Source organism: Pantoea sp. JZ29 (assembly GCF_035190385.1).
Taxonomy (GTDB): Bacteria; Pseudomonadota; Gammaproteobacteria; order Enterobacterales; family Enterobacteriaceae; genus Pantoea; species Pantoea stewartii.
Map to the genome: position 1 here is coordinate 1,939,214 of NZ_CP045241.1, position 23,309 is coordinate 1,962,522.

General features: G+C 54.1%; 20 protein-coding genes and 1 pseudogene. 11 read left to right on the forward strand and 10 right to left on the reverse strand.

What is annotated here, in order from left to right; all coding sequences use genetic code 11:
* Positions 1-77: 77 nt before the first annotated feature.
* Together GC090_RS09025 and yebS are read right to left on the reverse strand one after the other, a co-directional pair.
* Positions 78-2,717, reverse strand: coding sequence for a PqiB family protein (locus GC090_RS09025; RefSeq protein WP_033741944.1), 2,640 nt, complete (start codon positions 2,715-2,717; stop codon positions 78-80).
* Positions 2,686-3,930, reverse strand: a complete 1,245-nt coding sequence (gene yebS, locus GC090_RS09030; RefSeq protein WP_033741942.1) for a membrane integrity lipid transport subunit YebS — start codon at positions 3,928-3,930, stop codon at positions 2,686-2,688. The genes GC090_RS09025 and yebS overlap by 32 nt, the downstream gene beginning before the upstream one ends.
* 209 nt (positions 3,931-4,139) lie before the next feature.
* Between yebS and GC090_RS09035 the strand changes: the two genes are divergently transcribed.
* The 4 genes from GC090_RS09035 to htpX all read left to right on the forward strand — a co-directional run bounded on the left by GC090_RS09035 (position 4,140) and on the right by htpX (position 8,633).
* Positions 4,140-4,640, forward strand: coding sequence for a free L-methionine (R)-S-oxide reductase MsrC (locus GC090_RS09035; RefSeq protein WP_039343102.1), 501 nt, complete (start codon positions 4,140-4,142; stop codon positions 4,638-4,640).
* Between the two features lie 96 nt (positions 4,641-4,736).
* Complete coding sequence (gene proQ, locus GC090_RS09040) at positions 4,737-5,441, forward strand: RNA chaperone ProQ (RefSeq protein WP_006120309.1); 705 nt, start codon at positions 4,737-4,739, stop codon at positions 5,439-5,441.
* Positions 5,442-5,460: 19 nt separating this feature from the next.
* A complete protein-coding gene (prc, locus tag GC090_RS09045; protein WP_033741935.1) occupies positions 5,461-7,506 on the forward strand; it encodes a carboxy terminal-processing peptidase in 2,046 nt (681 codons plus the stop codon).
* 245 nt (positions 7,507-7,751) lie between these two features.
* The gene (htpX, locus tag GC090_RS09050) at positions 7,752-8,633 is read left to right on the forward strand and encodes a protease HtpX (RefSeq protein ID WP_033741934.1); all 882 of its coding nucleotides are present in this window, start codon (positions 7,752-7,754) and stop codon (positions 8,631-8,633) included.
* Positions 8,634-8,670: 37 nt separating this feature from the next.
* Here the strand turns inward: htpX and GC090_RS09055 are convergent, their stop codons facing one another.
* Positions 8,671-10,044 (reverse strand): MFS transporter, encoded by a 1,374-nt coding sequence (locus GC090_RS09055; protein ID WP_039343096.1) that lies wholly within the window; start codon positions 10,042-10,044, stop codon positions 8,671-8,673.
* Between the two features lie 184 nt (positions 10,045-10,228).
* Between GC090_RS09055 and kdgR the strand changes: the two genes are divergently transcribed.
* Positions 10,229-11,023, forward strand: coding sequence for a DNA-binding transcriptional regulator KdgR (kdgR, locus tag GC090_RS09060; protein ID WP_006119473.1), 795 nt, complete (start codon positions 10,229-10,231; stop codon positions 11,021-11,023).
* A 31-nt stretch (positions 11,024-11,054) separates the two neighbouring features.
* On the opposite strand, the gene GC090_RS09065 is transcribed toward kdgR, so the two are convergent.
* The gene (locus GC090_RS09065; RefSeq protein WP_033741931.1) at positions 11,055-11,294 is read right to left on the reverse strand and encodes a YobH family protein; all 240 of its coding nucleotides are present in this window, start codon (positions 11,292-11,294) and stop codon (positions 11,055-11,057) included.
* 218 nt (positions 11,295-11,512) lie between these two features.
* On the opposite strand from GC090_RS09065, the gene GC090_RS09070 reads away from it, so the two are divergent.
* From GC090_RS09070 to rlmA, 5 genes and pseudogenes are all read left to right on the forward strand, one after another.
* Positions 11,513-11,785, forward strand: a complete 273-nt coding sequence (locus tag GC090_RS09070) for a YebO family protein (RefSeq protein WP_185199370.1) — start codon at positions 11,513-11,515, stop codon at positions 11,783-11,785.
* Positions 11,786-11,802: 17 nt separating this feature from the next.
* Complete coding sequence (locus GC090_RS09075; protein WP_324021415.1) at positions 11,803-12,807, forward strand: MBL fold metallo-hydrolase; 1,005 nt, start codon at positions 11,803-11,805, stop codon at positions 12,805-12,807.
* A gap of 529 nt (positions 12,808-13,336) precedes the next feature.
* A pseudogene (locus GC090_RS09080) lies at positions 13,337-13,455 on the forward strand (DUF2627 domain-containing protein).
* A 36-nt stretch (positions 13,456-13,491) separates the two neighbouring features.
* A complete protein-coding gene (gene cspE / locus GC090_RS09085; RefSeq protein ID WP_001062678.1) occupies positions 13,492-13,701 on the forward strand; it encodes a transcription antiterminator/RNA stability regulator CspE in 210 nt (69 codons plus the stop codon).
* Between the two features lie 136 nt (positions 13,702-13,837).
* Positions 13,838-14,647, forward strand: a complete 810-nt coding sequence (rlmA, locus tag GC090_RS09090) for a 23S rRNA (guanine(745)-N(1))-methyltransferase (RefSeq protein ID WP_006119468.1) — start codon at positions 13,838-13,840, stop codon at positions 14,645-14,647.
* Here rlmA and GC090_RS09095 read toward each other — a convergent pair.
* The 4 genes from GC090_RS09095 to manX form a co-directional block, all read right to left on the reverse strand.
* On the reverse strand, positions 14,644-15,102 hold the full coding sequence (locus tag GC090_RS09095) for a DUF986 family protein (RefSeq protein ID WP_324021416.1): 459 nt from the start codon (positions 15,100-15,102) through the stop codon (positions 14,644-14,646). The genes rlmA and GC090_RS09095 overlap by 4 nt on opposite strands.
* 73 nt (positions 15,103-15,175) lie before the next feature.
* Positions 15,176-16,021, reverse strand: a complete 846-nt coding sequence (locus tag GC090_RS09100) for a PTS mannose transporter subunit IID (RefSeq protein ID WP_006119465.1) — start codon at positions 16,019-16,021, stop codon at positions 15,176-15,178.
* Positions 16,022-16,036: 15 nt separating this feature from the next.
* Positions 16,037-16,837, reverse strand: coding sequence for a PTS mannose/fructose/sorbose transporter subunit IIC (locus tag GC090_RS09105; protein WP_033742216.1), 801 nt, complete (start codon positions 16,835-16,837; stop codon positions 16,037-16,039).
* Between the two features lie 43 nt (positions 16,838-16,880).
* The gene (manX, locus tag GC090_RS09110) at positions 16,881-17,852 is read right to left on the reverse strand and encodes a PTS mannose transporter subunit IIAB (protein ID WP_039343077.1); all 972 of its coding nucleotides are present in this window, start codon (positions 17,850-17,852) and stop codon (positions 16,881-16,883) included.
* 501 nt (positions 17,853-18,353) lie between these two features.
* Between manX and GC090_RS09115 the strand changes: the two genes are divergently transcribed.
* Complete coding sequence (locus GC090_RS09115) at positions 18,354-19,922, forward strand: TerC family protein (protein ID WP_324021418.1); 1,569 nt, start codon at positions 18,354-18,356, stop codon at positions 19,920-19,922.
* A gap of 62 nt (positions 19,923-19,984) precedes the next feature.
* On the opposite strand, the gene GC090_RS09120 is transcribed toward GC090_RS09115, so the two are convergent.
* Together GC090_RS09120 and GC090_RS09125 are read right to left on the reverse strand one after the other, a co-directional pair.
* The gene (locus GC090_RS09120; protein WP_324021420.1) at positions 19,985-21,547 is read right to left on the reverse strand and encodes a cyclic di-3',5'-guanosine monophosphate phosphodiesterase PdeD; all 1,563 of its coding nucleotides are present in this window, start codon (positions 21,545-21,547) and stop codon (positions 19,985-19,987) included.
* A 216-nt stretch (positions 21,548-21,763) separates the two neighbouring features.
* Complete coding sequence (locus GC090_RS09125) at positions 21,764-23,128, reverse strand: L-serine ammonia-lyase (protein ID WP_033741913.1); 1,365 nt, start codon at positions 23,126-23,128, stop codon at positions 21,764-21,766.
* Positions 23,129-23,309 lie beyond the last annotated feature (181 nt).

Consider the following 23,309-nt stretch of genomic DNA (forward strand, 5'->3'; position numbering starts at 1 on the left):
AAGTTCTCTTTGAGGCAAAGGCGGGAGTGTAACACGCGGAAAGAAAACGGGCAGCCTGGCTGCCCGTTTTGGAAGGATTAAGGTTGGTTCGGGTCAGGAATGGCCGTACCCCAGTTACGCCACTCTTTCGGCGGTTCGTCCTGCAGCAGGAAGTGCTTGTTCGCATTCGCCTGCGGGGCCAGCGGGACCGTCGGTGGCGTAGCAAACTGAATGCCGCCGCGGATAAATTGCTGGAAGGTACCGGTTTTCACCACACCGCCAATCAGCCCAAAGTCCAGGTTATAGCCGGAGGCGAGCCAGAACACCGAGTTATTACGTACCAGATGCTGATATTTCTTACTGATGCGCAGGGCGATTTGCACGCGATCCGCCATATTACCCAACGAGGTGCCGGTCACGGTACCGACTTCGACGCCCCGGAACAGGACCGGCGTCCCTAATGACAGAGAACCCGCTTCGGTGGCATCCACATAGATGTTCAGGCCGTTGAGGTAACGCGAGTCGGTGATGGTGCTTTCCTGCAGCTCAAAGGTCCGCGCGCCGCGTCCTTTACCCGGGTCAACGTTAACGTAAGGCTGCAGGATCGTTTCCAGATGATTCACCCCGGCGGCCGAAATCTCGGGCGACACCACGGAGAAACGACTGTCGACGCGCGCGAAGTTCTGCACGTATTCCGGGTAAAGTACGGCTTTGGCCACCACCTGATTATTGTCGTCACTCAGCGACAGCGATTCGATCTGACCCACGTTAATGCCCAGATAGCGAATCGGCATGCCCGCGGACAGTTTGCTGGCATCATAGGTGTGTAGGGTAATCTGGCTGCCCACCGCGCGAGCGGCCGTTTCGGACGGATAAAGCACGCGTTTTACGCCTTTATCCACTTTGGCCCCGGTCAGGTTGTCAAAGCTGATCGCGCCTTTTAAAGCCCGGTTCAGCGGGGAGGCCTGCACCGTTAATCCGCTGCCGTTAAGCTGCACGCGTGCGCCGCCTTCCGCCCAGAAGACACTTTCGTTGGTGAGGAGCTTACGGTATTCCGGTTTGATATGAACGGCGATATCAAACGCATCCGCGCGCGGTGTGACTTTCGTGATTTCGCCCACCTGGAACTTGCGGTACAGCACGACAGATCCCGCCTGAACATCCGGCAGACTTTTCGCGGTCAGCATCAGCGTGGTCGACGGACCGTCACCCACAATACCTTCCTCCGCACGTTCCGCATCCGCAAACAGCGGATAGGCGGCTTTTGGCGCGCCGCGCTTGCCGGGATCCAGACGAATACCGCCATCGACCCATTCACGTGCGCTGGCTCCCAGCACCTGCATGCCGTCCAGACCGAATTTCACATCAAGACGACTGTTCACGATGAATTTACTGTCGCTGTGCACCAGTTGCCGGTGGTCAGGATTGATTGCCACAACAAAATTCACCCCATTTTCATCCAGATCGCGCGAGATGACCTGGCCGATTTTCATACCGTATAACATCAGCGGTTGCCCCGCATCGATGCCATAGCTCTCCGGCGCGCTGAGTTTTACGGTGAGCACATTGGGTTGCTGCAGCAGCGTTTTGTCAGGCGCAACCACGGTAAAATGCTGTACGGGTGGACCGTCGCCGGGCACCAGTTCAAAGGTATTGCCGGTCAGCAGACTGCTCAGGCTGGTGTCAGTCAGGCTGAGTTTCGGACTGTGCATTTCAATGCGTGTGCCTTCGCGCATCAGGCCGACCACAGACGGATCAACCGTCATCTCGCCGGTGACTTTGCCGCCGTCCTGCAGATTCAGTTTGGTGAGCGTACCGACTTCCAGACCCTGGTACATCAGCGGCGTTCGGTTAGCCGACAGGTTATCGCCGTTGGGCAGATCGAGGCTAATCAGCACACCGCGCTGGCTGTGAGCCAGATCAGGATAGAGGGTGTAATTCTGGTCGCTCTTTGCGGCTTCCGCGCCTTCGGGCGAGTCAAAGGCAATCGCGCCATTGACCAGTGCCGCCAGGCTTTCCAACTGCACTTTGGCACCGCTCAGGCTGACATCAGCGTTCAGGCCGGACACGTTCCAGAAACGGCTGTTGGTTTTCACCAGGTTGACGAAGCGACGTTCGATAAGCACGTCAATTGACACGCCGTTGTTTTGACCGTTGATACTGTAGTCGTACACGCGGCCTACCGGAATTTTGCGGTAATAGACCAGTGAGCCGGTATTCAGCGAGCCCAGATCCGGTGCATGAAGGTGGATCATCAGCTCGCCGGTATTAACACGGTATTTCGGTTGCGTATCCAGGGCGGTGAAGGTGTCGCTCTCTTTACCATCGCCCGGCATCATGCCGATGTAGTTACCGCCGACCAGCGCATCAAGGCCGGAAACCCCGGCCAGCGAGGCTTTCGGTGTCACCAGCCAGAATTGCGTATTCTCACGCAGCGCATCACGCATATCACTTTTGATGCTGGCTTTGATCTGGATCTTGCGATAGTCGTCGCTCAGGTTGATGCCCTGCACGGTACCGACTTCCACGCCCTGATAGCGCACAGGCGTGCGCCCGGGCACAATCCCATCTGCCGTCTGGAAATTAATGGTGATTGTGGTGCCGCGCTCCTGAAAATTCGTCCATAGCAGCCAGCCCGCAATCAGCATGGCGATAACGGGCAGCAGCCAAAAAGGGGAAATTTTACGCTTATTACGCAGCGTAGCATTAGTCGGTGTAGTCGGCGTTTCCTGTTGCATGTGCATCCCAGAGCAGGCGGCTATCCAGCCACTCAACGGCCATAATGGTCAGGATCACAGCCGCGCCAAAGTAAAACGCGGCAGGTCCCATGGTAAAAGCCAGTAACTGGTCACGATTGACCAGTGACATGGTTAACGAAATGACAAACAGATCCAGCATAGACCAGCGACCGACCCAGGTTACAAAACGCAGGAGACGGATGCGGGTTTTCAGGCCTTGCTCGCAGCGAAAATGAATGCTGAGAAGCAGCGCCAGCATGACCAGAACCTTGGTAAAGGGCACTAAGATACTGGCGATAAAGACGATGGCGGCGACCGGAATATTACCGGATGCCAGGGAAAGAATGCCGGAGAAGATCGTATCTTCCCGCCGCGAGCCATTGAGGTACACCACCGAAATGGGCAGCAGATTGGCCGGGATCAGCAGCACAATGGAGGCGATGAGCGCAGCCCAGGATTTTTGCAGGCTGTGACGGCGACGGAAGTCGAGCGGTGTATGGCAGCGGGGGCAACGGCCTCGTGCGTCGGGAACATCGGTATAATGGCAGTTGAGACAAACCTGCAGATCCTCCCGTCGCGTCACCTGAGGCTGTTGCGGATAAAAGTGTTCCCATAGCTGTTCAATATTGAGATGAATCAGCGTCATCACGCTCAGGACGGTCAGGGCAATGTAGGCCACCAGACCGTAGCCCATTTCGAGATCGGCGTATTCCTGAACTTTAATCGACGCCACCGCGATGCCAATCAGGAAAATGTCCAGCATGACCCACTCTTTCAGCTTCTCCAGCATCAGCAGAACCGGGCGCAGATTCATGCCCAAACGCTGGCCCAGCGCCAGGTAGCCAATGCCGGCCACAAGCGTGACGGGCGCACCGATAGTACAGAACGCCACCATGGAGGCCGTTAACACGTTGCCCTGCAGCGTCATCTGCACAATGCCTTCCAGCAGGCTGGCGTTAATGCGCATACCCAGCAGCCGGATATCAATCAACGGCATGCTGAAGGCGAACGGCATCAGGACCAGCATGGTGGCCGCCATCGCCAGCAGACGCGTCATCGACCAGTCATAGCCGCTGACAATTTGCGCATTACAACGGGGGCAATGTGCCGACTGATGCGATTTCACATCTGGTAAGGAAAAAAGGGTATCGCATTGCGGACAACGCTGATAACGTGCGTGGGGCAATGTCTCGCTAATCGCGTGAATTTTCATAAAGAGTGCAGGGTTCGCTTATTGTTATTTACGCAAAGGGTTGTTAAGACATTGCTGTGTACCTGTTTCGGGTATCAAGCTTCGATCCACAGAATGTTAAGGTTATAGTAACTAACGCTATGATTCACCTTATGGCTATGGATTTTTAGTGCTTATTTTTAACTGGCGGAGTGGTTAGCCGCCCGGATGTCACTGGTAACGGTTGAATAATGAACAAAACTGCCTTTTACGCCGATTTAGATCGCGATATGCGCGCCTTGCTGGCGGGAGAAACGGCGTTCCTCGCCGCGATGGGTAACTTTAGCGCGCTGTTGTATGAACGTCTCGAAGGCGTGAACTGGGCAGGCTTCTACCTGCTGACGGAAGCAGACACACTGGTTCTTGGCCCGTTCCAGGGTAAAATTGCCTGTGTGCGCATCCCCGTGGGTAAAGGTGTCTGTGGTACAGCGCTGGCGGAAAATCAGGTCCAGCGTGTGGATGATGTGCATGCGTTTCCGGGGCACATCGCCTGCGATGCGGCCAGTAATGCTGAAATTGTGATTCCTCTGAAAGTAAACGGTCACGTTGTGGGCGTGCTGGATATCGACAGTGTGGAATACAATCGCTTTGATAGTGATGATGAAAAAGGGCTGGTAGCCTTGACTGACGGGCTTTGCGACGTGCTCGCGAACACGGACTTAGAAAAATATTTGCAGCTGACGCGTAGCTAATCGACTGGATTGCATGGCATTTAGCGATGTTGTCATTATAATGTCGCCTGTTCATGCCTGCTCTGGTCGGCAAACCCGTAGTAATCAGGAAATTTCATGGAAAATCAACCTAAGTTGAATAGCAGTAAAGAAGTCATCAGCTTTCTGGCGGAGCGCTTTCCGCACTGCTTTAGCGCTGAAGGTGAAGCGCGTCCGCTCAAAATCGGTATCTTTCAGGATCTGGTCGAGCGCGTTCAGGGCGAAATGAACCTGAGCAAAACACAGTTACGTTCAGCATTACGTCTTTATACCTCCAGCTGGCGCTATCTGTACGGTATTAAAGCGGGTGCGACCCGCGTGGATCTCGACGGCAATCCGTGCGGTGTTCTCGATGAGCAGCACGTTGAGCATGCCCGCAAGCAGCTGGAAGACGCGAAAGCGCGTGTTCAGGCGCAACGCGATCAGCAGCGGGCCGCGCGTCGTGAAGCCGGTGAGGGCGAAGAAGGGGCCAGCGCGCCACGTCGTCCACGCAAACCTGCTCCGCGTAAAGCCGCAGAGGGTGACGCCGCGCGTAAGCCGCGTCCGCAGTCTGCTGAGCGTCCTACTGCATCGCAGCATCGCAAACCGGCACCCCGTCCGGAGCAGCAGCAGGCTAAACCCATCACTGATACCTCAACTTTGCAACCCGGCCAGAGTATTAAAGTTAAAGCAGGCAAAAGTGCAATGGACGCAACCGTTCTGGAAGTTTCTAAAGACGGCGTCCGGGTACAGCTCGCTTCCGGCATGGCAATGATTGTGCGCGCAGAACACCTGCAGTTCTGAAACGGAGGCTGACCCCGGCATGAACACCTTGTTAAAAGTTGGATTGATCGCGGGCCTGCTGTTGTCAGGCCCTTCCTTTGCCGCCGAGAACATCACTCGTGCCGATCAAATTCCTCAGTTGCATGAAGATCCCCAGGATCCTACCGTCAGCGAGCGCGTCACCTCACGGTTCACGCGTTCTCACTATCGTCAGTTCGATCTGGACGGGGCGTTTTCCGCCAAAATTTTTGACCGCTACCTCAACATGCTCGACTACAGCCACAACGTGCTGCTGGCGTCGGATGTAGCACAGTTTGCCAGCAAGAAAACACAGCTGGGTGACGAACTGCGTAGCGGTAAGCTGGATATTTTTTACGATCTTTATAATCTGGCCCAGAAACGCCGCTTCGAACGCTATCAGTACGCGCTCACGGTCCTGGCTCGCCCGATGAACTTTACCGGTAATGACACCATCGATATTGACCGTTCCAAAGCGCCCTGGCCGAAAGACCAGAACGAATTAAATGCGCTGTGGGATGCCAAGGTGAAATACGATGAGTTGAGCCTGAAGCTGGCCGGTAAAGACGAAAAAGAAATTCGTGACGTGCTGACCAAACGCTATAACTTCGCCATCCGTCGCCTGGCACAGAGCAACAGCGAAGATGTGTTCCAGCTGGCAATGAATGCATTTGCCCACGAAATCGATCCGCACACCAACTATCTGTCGCCGCGCAATACCGAGCAGTTCAATACTGAAATGAGCCTGTCGCTCGAAGGGATTGGCGCCGTACTGCAGATGGATGACGATTATACCGTGATCAATTCTATGGTCGCGGGTGGCCCGGCGGCGAAAAGTAAAGCCATCACCGTTGGCGATCGTATTGTCGGCGTCGGTGAGCCAGGCAAGCCAATGGAAGATGTGATTGGCTGGCGTCTGGATGATGTCGTCGCCAAAATTAAAGGACCGAAAGGCAGTAAGGTTCGCCTTGAAATCCTGCCTGCCGGTAAAGGTACTAAAACCCGCATTGTGACACTGACGCGTGAGAAAATCCGTCTGGAAGATCGCGCCGTTAAGATGAGTATTCACAATGTGGGCAAACAGAAAGTCGGCGTACTGGATATTCCGGGCTTCTACGTGGGCCTGACCGATGATGTCAAAGTGCAGTTGCAGAAACTGCAAAAGCAGAATGTCGACAGCATCGTGATTGATCTGCGGACCAACGGCGGTGGCGCACTGACCGAGGCGGTCTCACTGTCTGGCCTGTTTATCCCAAGTGGCCCCGTGGTGCAGGTGCGCGACAATAACGGTCGCATCCGTCAGGACAGCGATAACGACGGCATTGTGTACTATAAAGGGCCGCTGGTGGTGCTGGTTGACCGCTTCAGTGCGTCTGCCTCTGAAATCTTTGCGGCGGCAATGCAGGACTATGGGCGTGCGCTGATTGTTGGCGAGCCGACCTTTGGTAAAGGCACCGTTCAGCAGTATCGCTCGCTGAACCGCATTTACGATCAGATGCTGCGTCCGGAATGGCCTGCGCTGGGATCGGTTCAGTACACGATTCAGAAGTTCTACCGTATTAACGGTGGCAGTACACAGCGTAAAGGCGTCACCCCCGATCTGCTGATGCCTACCGGCGTTGAAGCGGCGGAGACAGGCGAGAAGTTTGAAGATAACGCCTTACCGTGGGACAGCATCACGGCTGCCACCTACGCGAAAACCGGAGATGTGAAAGCGCTGGTGCCGCAGTTGACGAAAGAACATGATGAACGTATCGCGAAAGATCGTGAGTTCCAGTACATCATGAAGGACATTGCCCGCTTTAATGCCATGAAGGACAAGCGCAATATCGTGTCGCTCAATCTTGCTCAACGCGAGAAAGAGAACCACGAAGACGATGCGCTGCGTCTGGAACGCATTAATGCGCGCTATCAGGCCGAAGGCAAAAAGCCGCTGAAGAGCCTGGATGACCTGCCTAAGGATTACAAAGAACCCGATCCTTATCTGGATGAAACCGTCAAGATTGCCAACGATCTGGCGCAGCTGGAAAAGACGCTTCCCGACGCGTCCGCAGCGAAAAGCAACTGATACGTTCTGGTTTAATAAAAAGCACCGCACTGCGGTGCTTTTTTTATGATAAGTCTGGCAAGGATGCGTCACGTTAATGTGTTGTACTGCGCGCATTCAGTAGGGTTGCGGTAAAGGTTATGTCATATTGTAAAGTTATGTCTTTTTAGACACTTAAACGTTAAGGTCGCTTGAAAACCCGCACAATGCTCATAGGATATGTATCCGCGCATGAGCGCATGAACTACTGAGGATGATTAACCGTTATGATGCGTATTGCTCTTTTCCTGCTGACCAACCTGGCAGTGATGTTGGTATTCGGGCTGATTCTCAGCCTGACAGGAATTCAGTCAAGCAGTGTTCAGGGCCTGATGATTATGGCAGGTCTGTTTGGCTTCGGCGGTGCGTTTGTCTCACTGCTGATGTCGAAGTGGATGGCGTTGCGTTCGGTCGGCGGTGAAGTGATTGAACAACCACGCAACGAAACCGAGCGCTGGTTGTTAGAGACCATTAGCCAGCAGGCCCGGCAGGTTGGTATTGCGATGCCGCAGGTCGCGATTTACCACGCGCCTGACATCAACGCCTTTGCAACCGGTGCCCGCCGTAATGCGTCACTGGTGGCTGTATCGACCGGGCTGCTGCAAAACATGAGCCGCGACGAGGCTGAAGCGGTGCTGGCGCACGAAGTCGCGCATATTGCCAACGGCGATATGATCACCATGACCCTGATTCAGGGTGTCGTGAACACCTTTGTGATTTTCGTTTCGCGTATTCTGGCGCAGATTGCGGCAGGCTTCATGTCTGGTAACCGCGATGGGGAAGAAAGCAGCAACGGTAATCCGCTGGTGTACTTTGCCGTTTCTATGGTGCTGGAACTGGTGTTTGGTATCCTTGCCAGCATCATTACCATGTGGTTCTCTCGTCACCGTGAGTTCCATGCGGATGCCGGTTCAGCGAAACTGGTGGGCCGTGAGAAGATGATTGCGGCACTGCAGCGCCTGAAAACCAGCTACGAGCCGCAGGAGCCCAGCAGCATGATGGCGTTTTGTATCAACGGTAAAGGGAAGTCATTCAGCGAGCTGTTTATGTCGCATCCCCCGTTAGATAAACGTATTGAAGCGCTGCGTAGCGGCGAATACCTGAAGTAACCCGGCAAAAAGGCGACTGAGAAGTCGCCTTTTTTTATCACTGTACGCGCGGTGTTTTTATGCGCGACAGACTGAGCAGGGCCGCTGCGGTTGAGAATCCAGCCGCCAGTAACAGCGCCGCATGGGTGCCGTCATTGCCCAGCCAGTTGAACATCAGCGCTACCATTGCGGCACCGCTGCTCTGACCCAGTAACCGTGCCGTGCCCAGCATACCGCTGGCACCACCGCTGCGTTGACGCGGAGCGGAGGTAATAATGGTGTGGTTATTCGGGGACTGAAACAGGCCAAAGCCCGCCCCGCACAGCATCATGCGCCAGATAATGTCCATGTCGTCTGGCTTCGCAGGTAAGTGAGCCAGCAGAAAAAGCCCGATGGCAAACAGGGCCAGCCCTAATCCCCCGAGTAAGCCCGCATGCACTCGTTCAATTAAACGTCCCGCGACCGGTGAGAGCAGCATGGTGGCCAGCGGCCACGGCGTAAGCAATAAACCGGTTTCGACCTCTGTACGCCCCAGCACGCTTTGCAGGTAGAAGGGCAGTGATACCATCGCCAGCATCTGCGCGCAGAAAGAGCAGACGGAGGTGCACATCGACAGGGCAAAAATAGGGATGCGCAGCAAATCAACCGGCAGCAACGGCACGGCCATCGTCAGCTGGCGTCGGATAAAAAAGTAGCCCACCACAAGCAGCGTGATAAGTTCTCCTGCGATAAGCCAGATCGATTGTCCCTGGGCAAAGCCACCCAGCGCCGAAATAAGCAGGCCGAAAAAGAGCGCATTCATTACCGCACTGGTGACATCAAACTTCTGTGTTTTGGCCCGTTGCGGGTTATCCGGCAGATAACGTAACGCCAGCCAGAGCGTGACAACGCCCAGTGGCAGGTTGATCAGAAACAACCAGCGCCAGCTGGCAAATGAGAGGATGGCTGCCGCAACCGTGGGGCCGGCCGCCGTCGAGATCGCCACCAGCAGGGCGTTGATCGCGATGCCGCGGCCCAGATAACGTGGGGGATAAATGATACGAATCAGAGCGGTGTTAACGCTCATGATCGCCGCACCCCCCAGGCCCTGAAGCACCCGGCCCAGCGTAAGCAGGGGAAGGGAGGGCGAAAGGGCGCAAAACACCGACGTGATGGCAAACACCACCAGCCCTGCCTGGTACACGCGGCGGTAGCCGACGATATCGCCTAAAAAGGACAACGACAGTAGCGAGGCGACAATGGCAATCTGATAAGCATTAATCACCCAGACTGACTGGGCCGGACTGGCCTGTAGCTCACGTGAGATGGTTGGCAGCGCGACATTGGCAATCGATCCATCCAGTACCGCCATGATAAGGCCGATGGCGATCGTCAGAATAGCCCAGTAGCGTTGGGGTACTGCGAGTCCGCCGTCAGAAGAGGAAAGTGACATAGAGGCTAATATTAAAGAGTGTGAATATCATCATGCTAATCAATTGGCCGCCAAATTGCATCGTACCCACGGAAAAAATATATTTTAGAGATGTTTCAAACCCGGAAGATTGCCGGGATCGGCGCTGTCACTCTATACTGCAACTCTGTTCCAGTTTTTTTGAAACACGTATTCAGGGTGACAAATGGCCGCTGACGAAAAGGATAAACAGCCGGATGCCGTCTCTTCGGTGCAAAAAGTATTCGGGATTTTGCAGGCGTTAAGCGAAGAGCGCGATCACGGTATTACCGAGCTGGCACAACGGCTGATGATGTCCAAAAGTACGGTCTACCGATTCCTGCAAACCATGAAAGCATTAGGTTATGTCGCGCAGGAAGGGGAAAGTGAGAAATATTCGCTGACCTTGAAACTGTTTGAGGTGGGATCCAACGCGTTGCAGCATAGCGATCTTATCCGTAGCGCCGATGTACACATGCGCGAGTTATCGCGTCTGACCAAAGAGACAATCCATCTGGGCGCGCTGGATGATGACAGCGTGGTCTATGTGCATAAAATTGACTCGCTGTATAACCTGCGTATGGCCTCACGTATTGGTCACCGCAATCCACTGCACTCCACCGCACTGGGAAAAGTGTTGTTGGCCTGGCGCAGTCGGGAGGAGGTGAATGCCATTCTGGAGCGTATGACGTTCACTATTAACACCGCCAACACCTTACCGGACGCAGGCGCGTTACGCGAAGCACTGGGTCAGGTCAGGGCACAGGGTTATGGTGAGGATAACGAAGAACAGGAGGTGGGCGTGCGCTGCATCGCCGTGCCCGTTTTTGATCGCTTTGGTGTTGCCGTCGCCGGACTGAGCCTTTCCTTTCCCACGCTGCGCTTTTCTGCCGCGAACAAGCAACAGTATGTGACGCTGTTACGTGAAGCGGGCCAACGTCTTTCGTCAGAGCTGGGCTATACCGGCAATGACGGGGGTTAAAAAAAAGCGGGCCAGTTGGCCCGCTCCTCCGTTATCCGTTGTCGACCACTTCGCTACTTTTCTTTAGCAGCGGGCAATCCGTCACGCCCACCACGCCGCTGTCTGTATGCAGATATTGCGCGGTCACCATCCCTCTTGCGGTCAGATAGTTACATTTCAGCCCCAGTCCCGCGGCATTCTTGTTGCTGCCCGCCAGCACGCCGTAACCCGTGAACAGCATAGCCAGCCAGAGGATGCCGATAACGATAATCGCCCGAATGAAGAGTTTCATTGTATCTCCTTATGATACCCACGCAGCGTTCCAGTGACTGCTGCTTAACATGATGTACAGGATTAGCATGCCTCGCTTTCAGGCAGGATGCGATCAGAGATAACTGAAAGCGCAGAAAGCGCTATATCGCTGACGTCACCATTATCTTTTGCGGCGGCGCGGAGTAGAATAGACGGTCGTTCTTTTTTTGTGATTTCATCAGGTATCTTGAGGCAGTTATGAATGAGTTAGCCGCGAATGCGGGACCGGTAATCTGTTACGGCGTTTTTCTGCTGGCGCTGATTGTGGCATTAATGCTGTGGTTTTACGTTAATCGCGCCAGCGTTCGGGCGAACGAACAGGTTGCGTTATTGACGTCATTGTTAGAAGAGCAAAAGAAACAGAATGCACTGCTGCGGCGGATGATTGAGGCGCAGAATGGTGCAGATGAGCCGTCCCCCGAAGCGCCGTCGGAAAACGACGGACTGATTCGTTTAATCCCGGAACGTTAACCCTGCATGGAGGCCGGATGGCCTGGAAAAATCCCTGGTATGACAGCAGTAAACCCCATCACACCGCTGAGGGGTTTCGTAACCCTGAGCCCGACAGCCGCCAGCAAGGTGACCTGCAGCGCTGGCGACGTGAACGCAAAGCCCAGGGATTACCCCATCCGCCTCGTCAGGGCTATGACCAGTTTATTACGCAGTGGTGGCAACCTGCCGATCTGAACGGGGAGGATGACCGTCTCTGGTGGCTGGGCCATGCGGCGCTGCTGATGCGCATAAACCAACACTATATTCTGATTGATCCCGCGCTGTCCCGGCGGGCTTCCCCTTTGCCGTTTATCGGACCTGAACGTAAAACGCCGTCTCCGCTGGCCATTGACCAGTTACCGCGGCTGGATTACGTCCTGATATCCCATAATCATTACGATCATCTGGATAAGCCCACCATCAAACAGATTGTGCGCCGCTTTCCGGACACTATTTTTCTGGTGCCGCTGGGGCTGGCGGAGTGGTGTAAGCGTCATGGGGTCAAACAGGTGCATGAGCTTGACTGGTGGCAACAGAAAGTGTTTGCGGGAATACAGTTTGATGCGGTCCCTGCGCGCCACTGGAGCATGCGCACCGTTACTAATCGCAACCGAACCCTGTGGTGCGGTTGGGTGATCAGGACCGCTTCGCTGCGGTTTTGGTTTTCCGGTGACAGCGGCTACAGCGACAGTCTTCTGGCGATTGCGCAGCATTATGGCCCCTTTAATCTGGCCGCTTTGCCGATAGGCGCTTATGCTCCGCGCTGGTTAATGGGGGCACAACACATGGATCCCCAGCAGGCGGTGGCGTTGTGGCGCGCGATAGGTCAGCCACTGACCCTTCCCATTCACTGGGGCGTTTTCGAACTGGCGGATGAGTCACTGGATGCGCCCCCGGCTGAACTCCAGCGAGCACTCGCGCAGAGCGGCGAGGGTCAGCAAAATTTTGCGCCCTGGAAAATTGGGGCGAGCCACAGTCTGAGCGATCTCAATCCGACCTAATCCGAAATACGGGGCCCTGTGTTTGTGAAACGGCAAGGCTCCGGCGTATTCGCTTTTTATTTCTTTTACGCGCTCGGGGTAATTCAAACGTCAGCTGTCAAGAAAATGATTAGTGCGGAGGGGAAGTCTCAACTTTTGATTTTACTAATAATAATTTTTATATTTGTACGAAATAATAAAAGCTGTACAAGCTGAAGCCGTCCGGGTTTACCGTTCCCCTTATCCATTCCTTTATTTGGTGCATTATTGCCATATTAGTGCAATGTAATTTATTTATTGTCATACATCATGATAAAAGCAGGAAAAGTAGTGCGTTATCCCATCCGGGATGCAGGAAGCCTTTATTTTATCGTGAAGTTATGACGGTCGCTGGGTTTCGGTTCGCAGCATTTTGTACCATAAAGTACATTCTCTGGGAGCTACCCTGCAATTATGCAAAAACTAACGATCGACATATTAAAAATGGCTTGCCATTATTTAGCGGATATGTGATAACAATTCGTGGGTTAAACGAGGTACAGTTCTGTTTATGTATGGCATCTTCAGTAAAGAAGTTACGAGTAAAGACGTTGACGTTGAATACCGCTTCCTTGCCGAACTTTAATCAGTGCCTCATTCAGTAATGTCTCTGTTTTATCTGTAGGTTAGCCTCCGGGCAAATAAACACTTTAAGGAATTAGTAAAATGGCAAAGATTAAAGGTCAGGTTAAGTGGTTCAACGAGTCTAAAGGCTTCGGTTTTATCACTCCAGCTGACGGTAGCAAAGACGTGTTCGTACACTTCTCTGCTATTCAGGGCAACGGCTTCAAAACGCTGGCCGAAGGCCAAAACGTTGAGTTCGAAATTCAGGACGGCCAGAAAGGCCCGGCAGCTGTTAACGTTACTGCTATCTGATTTCGCCTCAGACGGGTGCCCTGCGCCCGGTCTCAGATATTAAAGCCTTGGCCTTCTGGCCGAGGCTTTTTTTACGCTTTCGCTCGGGTTCCCTGTCGAGTACACTGCTGCGCGTCGATAGATGCCGGAGCGCCATATGTCCTTGATTTGCCCACTTTGTCACTCTTCCCTGAACCTGACCGAACGCAGCTGGTGTTGCGAAAATCGCCATCAGTTCGATCAGGCGAAAGAGGGCTATGTCAATTTGCTGCCCGTTCAACATAAAGGCTCCCGCGAGCCGGGCGACAGCGCGGAGATGATGCAGGCGCGACGTGACTTTTTGCAGGCCGGTTACTATCAGCCCCTGCGGGACAAGGTGGTTGACGTGCTGAATCAGCATCTGCAGGTACCGGCCGCTCAGATCCTGGATACAGGCTGTGGGGAAGGGTACTACACTGGTGCGCTGGCGGATAACTTTGCGCCAGCGGGCAAGGTCTTTGGCCTGGACGTGGCCAAAATGGCCATTCGGCTCGCGGCGAAGCGCTATCCGCAGGTCCTGTTCTGTGTCGCCTCCAGTCAGCGTCTGCCGTTTGCGGACCATTCCCTTGATGCAGTGGTTCGCATCTATGCGCCCTGTAATGAAGCGGAGCTTAATCGCGTCATCAAACCCGGTGGATACCTGTTAACGGTTACGCCGGGCCCGCACCATCTGGCGCAGTTCAAAGCGCTGATCTATCGCGATGTTCAGCTGCACGCACCGGAAGGGAAAGTGTATCAGGGCTTTCAGCAACGTGCCCGGCATGCATTAACCTATCCGATGGCCCTTACCGGACAGGCCGCCACCACATTATTGCAGATGACGCCCTTTGCCTGGCGCGCGCGGCCAGACGTCTGGCAGACGTTAGCCGAAAGCGCGCAGTTTCACTGCGAAGCGGATTTTGTGATAACCCTGTGGCAACGCGACTAACGCGCTTCGACCAGGGTTTGATAAATCAGCTCAAGATCGTCAAGCTGCTGCACGGCGATCAGTAAGCGCCGCTGCTCAAGCTGGATGACTAAAATGCCGTCTTCAGACAGATTCATGCTCTGGATACGGGAATAGGCGATCCAGATACCCGCGAAGAACAATCCCTCCCGTTTCATGACCAGCGTGGGGCGGCGGAGCCAGAACAGCCAGAAGGACAAAAAGCACAGCATCATCAAGAGTGTGGTGGTCAGCACGGGTCCCTGATGCGTGACGTTGTTCCAGAGCAGGATGACCAGTAAACCAATAAAAATCAGGCTGTCGGCTTTATGACGGCGCTGCAGCGGCACACGTAACAACGTCGGGCCTTTACGTCGTGGCAGAATCGCCTCGTCGTAGATCGCAAACACCAGCAGAGCAGCGATGCAGAGAGCGATGATGATGTCCGTCAATGACATGGGGCTTCCTTTCGAGCTTCAGTGGATGTTACCGCCAAAAAAATCGGGAGCCTTGCTCCCGATTGCGTCAGGATTACAGCCCAAGCAGGCCGATCCAGTAGCCGAAGATACCGATAGCAAAGAAACCAACGATGATCCACAGGGCATTGACCTTACGCCGCAGCAGCCACATACAGGCAAAGGTCAACAGGAGCGGGACGATGCCGGGCATTAACTGATCCAGAATCGACTGGACGGTAGTGACTGTGGTCTTGCCGGTCTGGTCGGTAATGCGTGACACCACCAGCGGAATATTGACGTGCGTCCACTTATTGACCAGCGCGCCCATGACAAACAGCCCAAGGATAGAGGCACCTTCGGTCAGTTTTTGCAGGAAGCCACCGCCCATATCGCTGACGATATCAATCCCTTTACGGTAACCGTAGGCCACACCGTAATAACGGGTGAGCAGACGGGCCAGGTTAAACAGGATGAAGAACAGCAATGGACCGAGCAAACTGCCGCTCATTGCGATGCCCGCACCCAGGGCGGCAAACACCGGACGAACCGTTCCCCAGAAAATCGGGTCACCTACGCCAGCCAGCGGCCCCATCAGGCCCACTTTGATGCCGTTTATTGCACCATCATCAATTGCGGCACCATTGGCGCGCTGCTCTTCCATCGCCATGGTCACGCCCAGGACCGGGGCCGCAACATAAGGATGTGTGTTAAAGAACTCAAGGTGACGTTTTATCGCCTGCTTGCGGTCATCGTTGTTTTCAGGATAGAGACGGCGAATCACCGGCACCATAGAAAAACAGAATCCCAGCGCCTGCATACGTTCGAAGTTCCAGGAACCCTGGAACAGGTTTGAGCGTACAAAAACAGCACGGACATCGCCTGGCGTCAGTTTCTTTTCGACTTTTGTTATATCAACCATGTTGTCACCTGTTCCTTAATCGAGTTCGTTGTCAAGATCGTTAGCTGACGGCGAGGCCGCAGGCGCACCGGCGGTACGGTTATATTTCGGACTGAGCTGGATATAAAGCACGGCCATCACCACGCCAATCACCCCCAGCGCAACCAGGTTGAAACTGGTGAAAGCCGCCGTCACGAAACCGAGATAGAAGAACGGCATCAGGTAACCGGCCCGCATCATATTGATGACCATGGCGTAACCCACCACCACAATCATGCCGCCCGCAATGTTGAGTCCGTTCGTCACGACTTCAGGAATCGAACTGAGCAGAGAGTGCACCGCGTCCGTGCCAACCGAAATCGCAACGATCAACGCCGGAATGGCGATGCGCATGGCCTGAAGCAGCAGGGCGGAGACATGGATCCACGAAATGGCCGTAAGATTGCCTTTCTCTGCGGCTTTGTCCGCCGCATGCTGGAATGCCACGGTCAACGTGCGCACGATAATGGTCAGCACCTGGCCGGCGGCGGCGAGGGGAATAGCCAGCGCGATACCGGCGCCGACGCTTTGCCCACCTGCAATGACCAGAATGGTGGAGATAATGGACGCCAGCGCCGCATCAGGGGCGACCGCCGCGCCAATGTTCATCCAGCCCAGTGCAATCATCTCCAGCGTTCCGCCGATGATGATGCCTGTCTTCATGTCCCCCAGTACGATCCCAATCAGGGTACAGGCCACCAGAGGGCGGTGAAACTGGAACTCATCCAGGATGGATCCCATACCGGCAATACAGGCGATAATAAAGATCAAAATAATTTGAAGTGTGGTTATTTCCATCATACTTCGTGTCCTCTACAGGATAGAAAAGAGTGCTGGCCCGTTAAGCGCCTACTTTGGCTATCAGATCCATCATTTTCAGTTTGGGATCACCTGAAACCTTGCGTACCTCAAGCTCGATATTGCGCTCATTGAGCTTTTGGAACGCGGCGATATCTTTCTCATCAACGGACACGGCATTGTTGACCTGCGTTTTGCCCTGCCGGAAGGCCATGCCGCCAATGTTGACGCTTTTGATATCGACGCCCTGTTCCACAACCCGCAAGACATCGGTGGGATTGGTGAACAGCAGCATGACGCGCTCACGGGCATATTTGGGGTTATTCCAGACGCGCACCATTTTATCGACGCCAACCACGTGCGCGGTCACGCCCGGCGGCGCGACCTGGGTTAAGAGTGTCTTGCGCACATTGTCGTTTGCCACCTCATCACTGACGACAATGATGCGGCTGACATTGGTCTCTTTGGTCCAGCGTGTGGCGACCTGGCCATGAATCAGGCGGTCATCAATACGGGCCAGGCAGATAATCATGTGTTCGTCAGGCGAGAGGGGTCTGACAGCGGCAGGGGTGGGAGGTGGAGTCGGTGCGGCAGCAACGGGCGCGGGTTTGACTTCAGGTTGGGCTTTCAGCGCTTTGACGCCTTCACGGCCAGTTTCAACCGCAATCGCCACCAGCTCATCGAAGGTTGGATTGTCATCCCGCGCCATCAGGGTTTCCACTAACATGGGAATATTCACCCCGGCCACGACCTCATAGCTGTCGTGATCCATGACCAGCCGACTTGCCGCATTAAAAGGACTTCCGCCCCAGGTATCTACCAGAAAAAGCACCCCCTTTGAGGTATCCAGTTCGGCCAGCTTTGCCTGATATTTTTCAATCAGCGTTTCTGCATTTTCGCCCGGTACAAAATCAATCCATTTGACGTTTTCCTGTTCGCCTAAAAGCATCTCTGCCGTTTTAAGCAGCTGTTCTGCTGCCCAGCCGTGTGTACCAATGATCAGAGCAATGGTCACGTGCTACCTCCGTTCGCTTGTTGATTCCATAAGGTGAGGAACCGTTAAGAATTATCGCGTTAACAATGCTGACTTCTTTATTGAGCCTGCCGGCCCGATATCCACATTGCAGGGATAACCAACTCACTACGTGCATGCCGGATTTATTTTAGTGACCGAAAAAATAAATTTTGTGATGTCGGTTGGCTATTTACAGCATAAAAGCGTGAAATTACGTTTTAATGGCGCATAAACGAAGTGATGACAGAATGTAAAAATAAGAAAATTTTTTGACCTTGTTGACCGAACTGATACATTAGCGATCTGTTAATTATTCAGGAGTAATGGGCTTCAGCCCACCCTTATGGACCGTCACCGACGTTGCTTAACCTTGTCTTTGCGCTCCTCAGCGCGTCAATTTACGCCAGACCGCGTTTTCTTTGCTTTTACACCTTGCTCACCGTCACGTCGTCAGACGCTGGTACGTTTTAGCGTAATCACATCCTTTTTCAGGAGTCACTAATGGAATTTCTGTTCGACCCCTCAATCTGGGCGGGATTGCTCACGCTCATCGTGCTCGAGATTGTGCTCGGCATTGATAACCTGGTATTCATTGCCATCCTGGCCGATAAGTTACCGCCGAAGCAGCGCGATAAAGCGCGTTTGATTGGCCTCTCGCTGGCGCTGGTTATGCGTCTGGGCCTGCTGTCGCTGATCTCCTGGATGGTCACACTGACGCGGCCGCTGTTTAGCGTGGGCGGGTTTAATTTCGCCGGACGCGATCTTATTTTGCTGGCGGGCGGTATCTTCCTGCTCTTTAAAGCCACGATGGAACTGCATGAGCGGCTGGAAAACCGTCAGCTGGAAAACAGCGGCAACCGCAGCTATGCCAGCTTCTGGGCCGTTGTGGCACAGATCGTCATACTTGATGCGGTCTTCTCACTGGATGCGGTGATCACGGCCGTGGGGATGGTGAATAACCTGCCGGTCATGATGACGGCGGTGGTGATCGCCATGATTGTGATGTTGCTGGCCTCTAAACCGTTAACAAAATTTGTTAACGCCCATCCTACGGTCGTTGTCCTGTGTCTCAGTTTCCTGCTGATGATCGGTCTGTCGCTGGTGGCGGAAGGGTTTGGCTTCCATATTCCTAAAGGCTATCTGTATGCGGCGATTGGTTTCTCGATCCTGATCGAGCTGTTTAACCAGATTGCGCGTCGCAACTTTCTTCGCCATCAGTCGCATCGTCCTATGCGTGAGCGTACCGCTGAGGCCATTTTGCGCCTGATGGGGGGCCGCAACCGGGTACAGACGGCCCCGGCCAGCACTGAAGAGCAGGCGATAGCCGTCGCGATCCCACAGGAAGCCTTTAAGGATGAAGAGCGCTATATGATTAACGGCGTACTGACGCTGGCTTCCCGTTCAATTCGCAGCATCATGACGCCGCGTGGCGATATCTCCTGGGTGGATGCCAGTCGTCCGGTAGACGAGATTCGTATCCAGTTGCTGGACACACCGCACAGTCTGTTCCCGGTCTGTCGGGGAGAACTGGACGAGATTATCGGCGTTGTCAGGGCCAAAGAGCTGCTGGTCGCACTGGATCATGGTGTGGATGTTGCCACCTTTGCGGCAAACACGCCGATTATCGTGGTGCCGGAAACGCTCGATCCGATTAACCTGCTGGGCGTACTGCGTCGTGCCAAAGGGAGCTTTGTGATCGTCACCAACGAGTTTGGTGTGGTACAGGGCCTGATTACCCCGCTGGATGTGCTGGAAGCGATAGCAGGTGAATTCCCGGATGAAGACGAAACGCCGGATATCATCATGGACGGCGACGGCTGGTTAGTGAAGGGGGGAACCGATCTCCACTCGCTCCAGCAGCTGCTTGATTTTCATGAGCTGGTGAAACCGGACGACGATCATGCGTCACTGGCAGGGTTGCTGATTGCTCAGAAAGGACAATTACCGAAGCCGGGTGACGTCATTGATATCGCGCCGCTTCACTTCCAAATTATTGAAGCGACAGAATATCGCATTGATCTGGTTCGTGTGACGCGCGATCCGCAGCATGACGAGGACGAAGAAGGTTAACCTCCCCGGAAAACGCAAAACGCATCACACTGTGATGCGTTTTTTTTACCCCAGGCATGGCACTACAGGTCGCTGGTCAGTTGATGTTGCCGTAGCCACGCGGGGAAATCCTCCAGCGGCATGGGGCGGGCAAAATAGTAGCCCTGCAGGTGATCCACGCCGCGGTCGCGCAGATAGTCAGCCTGCTCCGGGGTTTCCACGCCTTCCGCCACCAGGCTGATATTCAGCCGTTGCGCCAGTGAGATAACCATATCCGTTACGGTCGCGTTAATCGCATCCGTGCCGATCGAGGCGGTGAAGATTTTATCCAGCTTCAGCACGTCCGGTTGCAGGTCCTTCAGGTAAGACAGTGAACTGTGGCCTGTGCCAAAATCATCAATTGCCAGCCGTACGCCAATCTCATGTAGTTGTGAAATGACCGTTTGATCGACCACCGGCAGCGCATCACGTTCGGTAAGCTCGACGACCAGCTTTGGCACCGGATTGGCAGGCCACCAGATAGTTTGCAGATCTTCCAGAATGGCGCGGTCACGAAAATGACTGGCGGCGACGTTCACAGCAATGTGAAAATCCGGGCTGTGAGGCAGATCCGGCAAGGCTTCGACAACGCGATTTAACACGAAACGGGTTAAAGGTTTAATCAGATTCTGGCGCTCAGTCAGCGGAATAAACACATCGGGCGGGATCCAGCCCTGGCGCGGGTTATGCCAGCGCAGCAGGATTTCAATGCCGTCACACTGACCGTTTCGGGCATTGTTGAGCGGCTGGCAGTAAACAATAAACTCCCTGGCGGTGATGCCATAGCTGATTTGCCAGCTCAGACTCATGCGGTTGGCGGTTGCCAGCCACATGACATAGCCTATTAACAAACTCAGCATTAGCGCCAGCGGCAACTGAGAAGGCAACGAGGCCAGTGCCAGACGGGATGGGGAAGGGCCATAAAGCGTTACCGTGTAGGGATAACGCAGTGACGCTTCGTTATAGGTGACTTCATCTTCCGAAGGGACCGCCGACTCAATAAGCGGATTGCCGTATTCCAGGCTCTTGCCGTTGACGTTAAAGATGGCGCGTTCCACCCAGGGCGACTGCGGTTCCAGCAGATAACTGCTCATCAGTTCAATGTTGATGGCCTGCAGGATGCCTGAGCGGTTATCCAGCGTTGTTGGCGTCCAGAGTAATAAGACCGGCGAACCTTTAAGCAGATAGTCATCTGTAGACAGGATCATGCGCTTATCGTTAAGCGCCAGTTCAGGGTAGGTCTGACTAAAGGTGATATCCCGTGAGCCGAAAATACTGGAGCAGTACAGTAAGTCATCGTTCACCAGCAGAATCGCCCGCACGGTTTGTAAGGACGCAATCTTTTCGATTAAGGGAAAACGCGCGTCCTCACAGGGCATGCCCACTAAACCCAGCGTGTTATTGGCTGCCACATCCAGCGGAGAAAACATGCGATCAAAACGCGTAATCGCGTTATCGGCAAAGCTAATTGCACGCTGCTGAATCCGTGATTTTTCTTCGAAATAGCGCAAAGCCAGCGTTAACGTAAGAACAATAGAAGCAATCACCACAGCAATAAGCAAACGCTTACGTCTGTACTGTCCAACATATTGCTGGGCCATGAACATCAAGAATCACCTTCCCAAAACCAGAAAAATAGATATAGCTGGGTTGTTATCGGCACGGCCTGGAGCAAATTTAGGACCGGTGCGTAAAATGAAAGGCTGTGAAGAACGCGCTAAAGCGACTGTCGGGTCGCTTTAGCGTTGTTAATATTTATATCAGGCAGGACTTGCTAATGCACTGTTTAACGGGCGCAATTTAAAAATAAATAGGCTGAATGATTAGTCACATTGAACTTTTATCGCCAGTCCGCCCCGTGATGTCTCGCGGTATTTCGCGTTCATGTCTTTGCCGGTCTCGTACATGGTTTCAATGACCTTATCCAGTGAGACACGCGGTTCGCTGGTACGGCGCAGGGCCATACGTGCCGCGTTGATCGCTTTCACCGAGGCGATTGCGTTACGTTCAATACAGGGCACCTGAACCTGGCCGGCAACCGGATCGCAGGTCAAACCCAGATTATGTTCCATCCCGATTTCGGCGGCCACGCACACCTGCTCAGGGCTGGCGCCCAGCAGTTCGGCCAGACCTGCCGCAGCCATTGAGCAGGCAACGCCGACTTCCCCCTGACAACCGACTTCCGCGCCGGAAATAGAGGCATTCATTTTATACAAAATGCCAATGGCACCGGAGGCGAGGAAATAGCGAATAAAAATGTCGGGCGTGACGGGTTCAATGAAGTGATCATAGTAAGCCAGGACGGCGGGGACGATACCGCAGGCTCCGTTGGTCGGTGCGGTCACCACCCGACCGCCCGCCGCGTTCTCTTCATTAACCGCCAACGCAAACATGTTGATCCAGTCAATCACCACCATCGGATCGTTAGAGTGTTTGGCTGAGGAGATCAGCAAACGCCGCAGTGACGCCGCCCGGCGCGGTACCCGTAACGGCCCGGGCAGCACACCTTCGGTATTCAGACCACGGTCAATACAGGCCTGCATGGTTTGCCAGATGGTCGCAAAATATGCATTGATCTCTTCACGTGAGTGCAGTGCCAGCTCGTTTTTCATCACCAGCCCGGACAGGGAAAGTCCGGTCTCGCGACAGTGGGCCAGCAGTTCTTTGGCCGAGTGGAAGGGCCAGGGTACCGTGACTTCGTCCAGGGCCGACTGACCAAAATGCTCTTCATCGACAATAAAGCCGCCGCCGACAGAGTAATAGGTTTTAGACAGCACCAGCAGGTCGCCGGAGAACGCCAGCAGGCGCAGGCCATTTTCGTGCAGGGAGAGATTTTCGCTGCGGAACACCATACCGCCTTCACGCGGAAAATCGACTTCATGCGCGCCTTTGGCAAGGGGCAGGCGTTCACGTTGTTGCACATCCTTAATAAACGCGGGGATGGCGTCGATATCGACGCTGTCAGGCGATTCGCCGGCTAAGCCCATAATAATCGCTATATCCGTATGGTGACCTTTACCGGTCAGCGACAGGGAACCATAGACATCGACCGCAATGCGTGTCACCTCATGCAGCTTGCCTTGTTCAGACAACAACTCCACAAACTGTTTACCCGCTTTCATCGGACCGACCGTATGAGAGCTGGATGGGCCGATGCCCACTTTAAACATGTCAAAAACCGAAATCATGGGTGACACTCCTCACAAAAACTTGCAGACTGCCGTGGCAGTTAATGGCGCTAATAGTAAACGGCGAGGCAGGGTAAACGTGCTGCTTTTCGCATGAAATAAACTAATTAATTCCACCAGAAAAAATTATAGTGTGACATGGCGCAAAAGGCTGAATTCAGGCGCAGAAATGGGCTCGCCC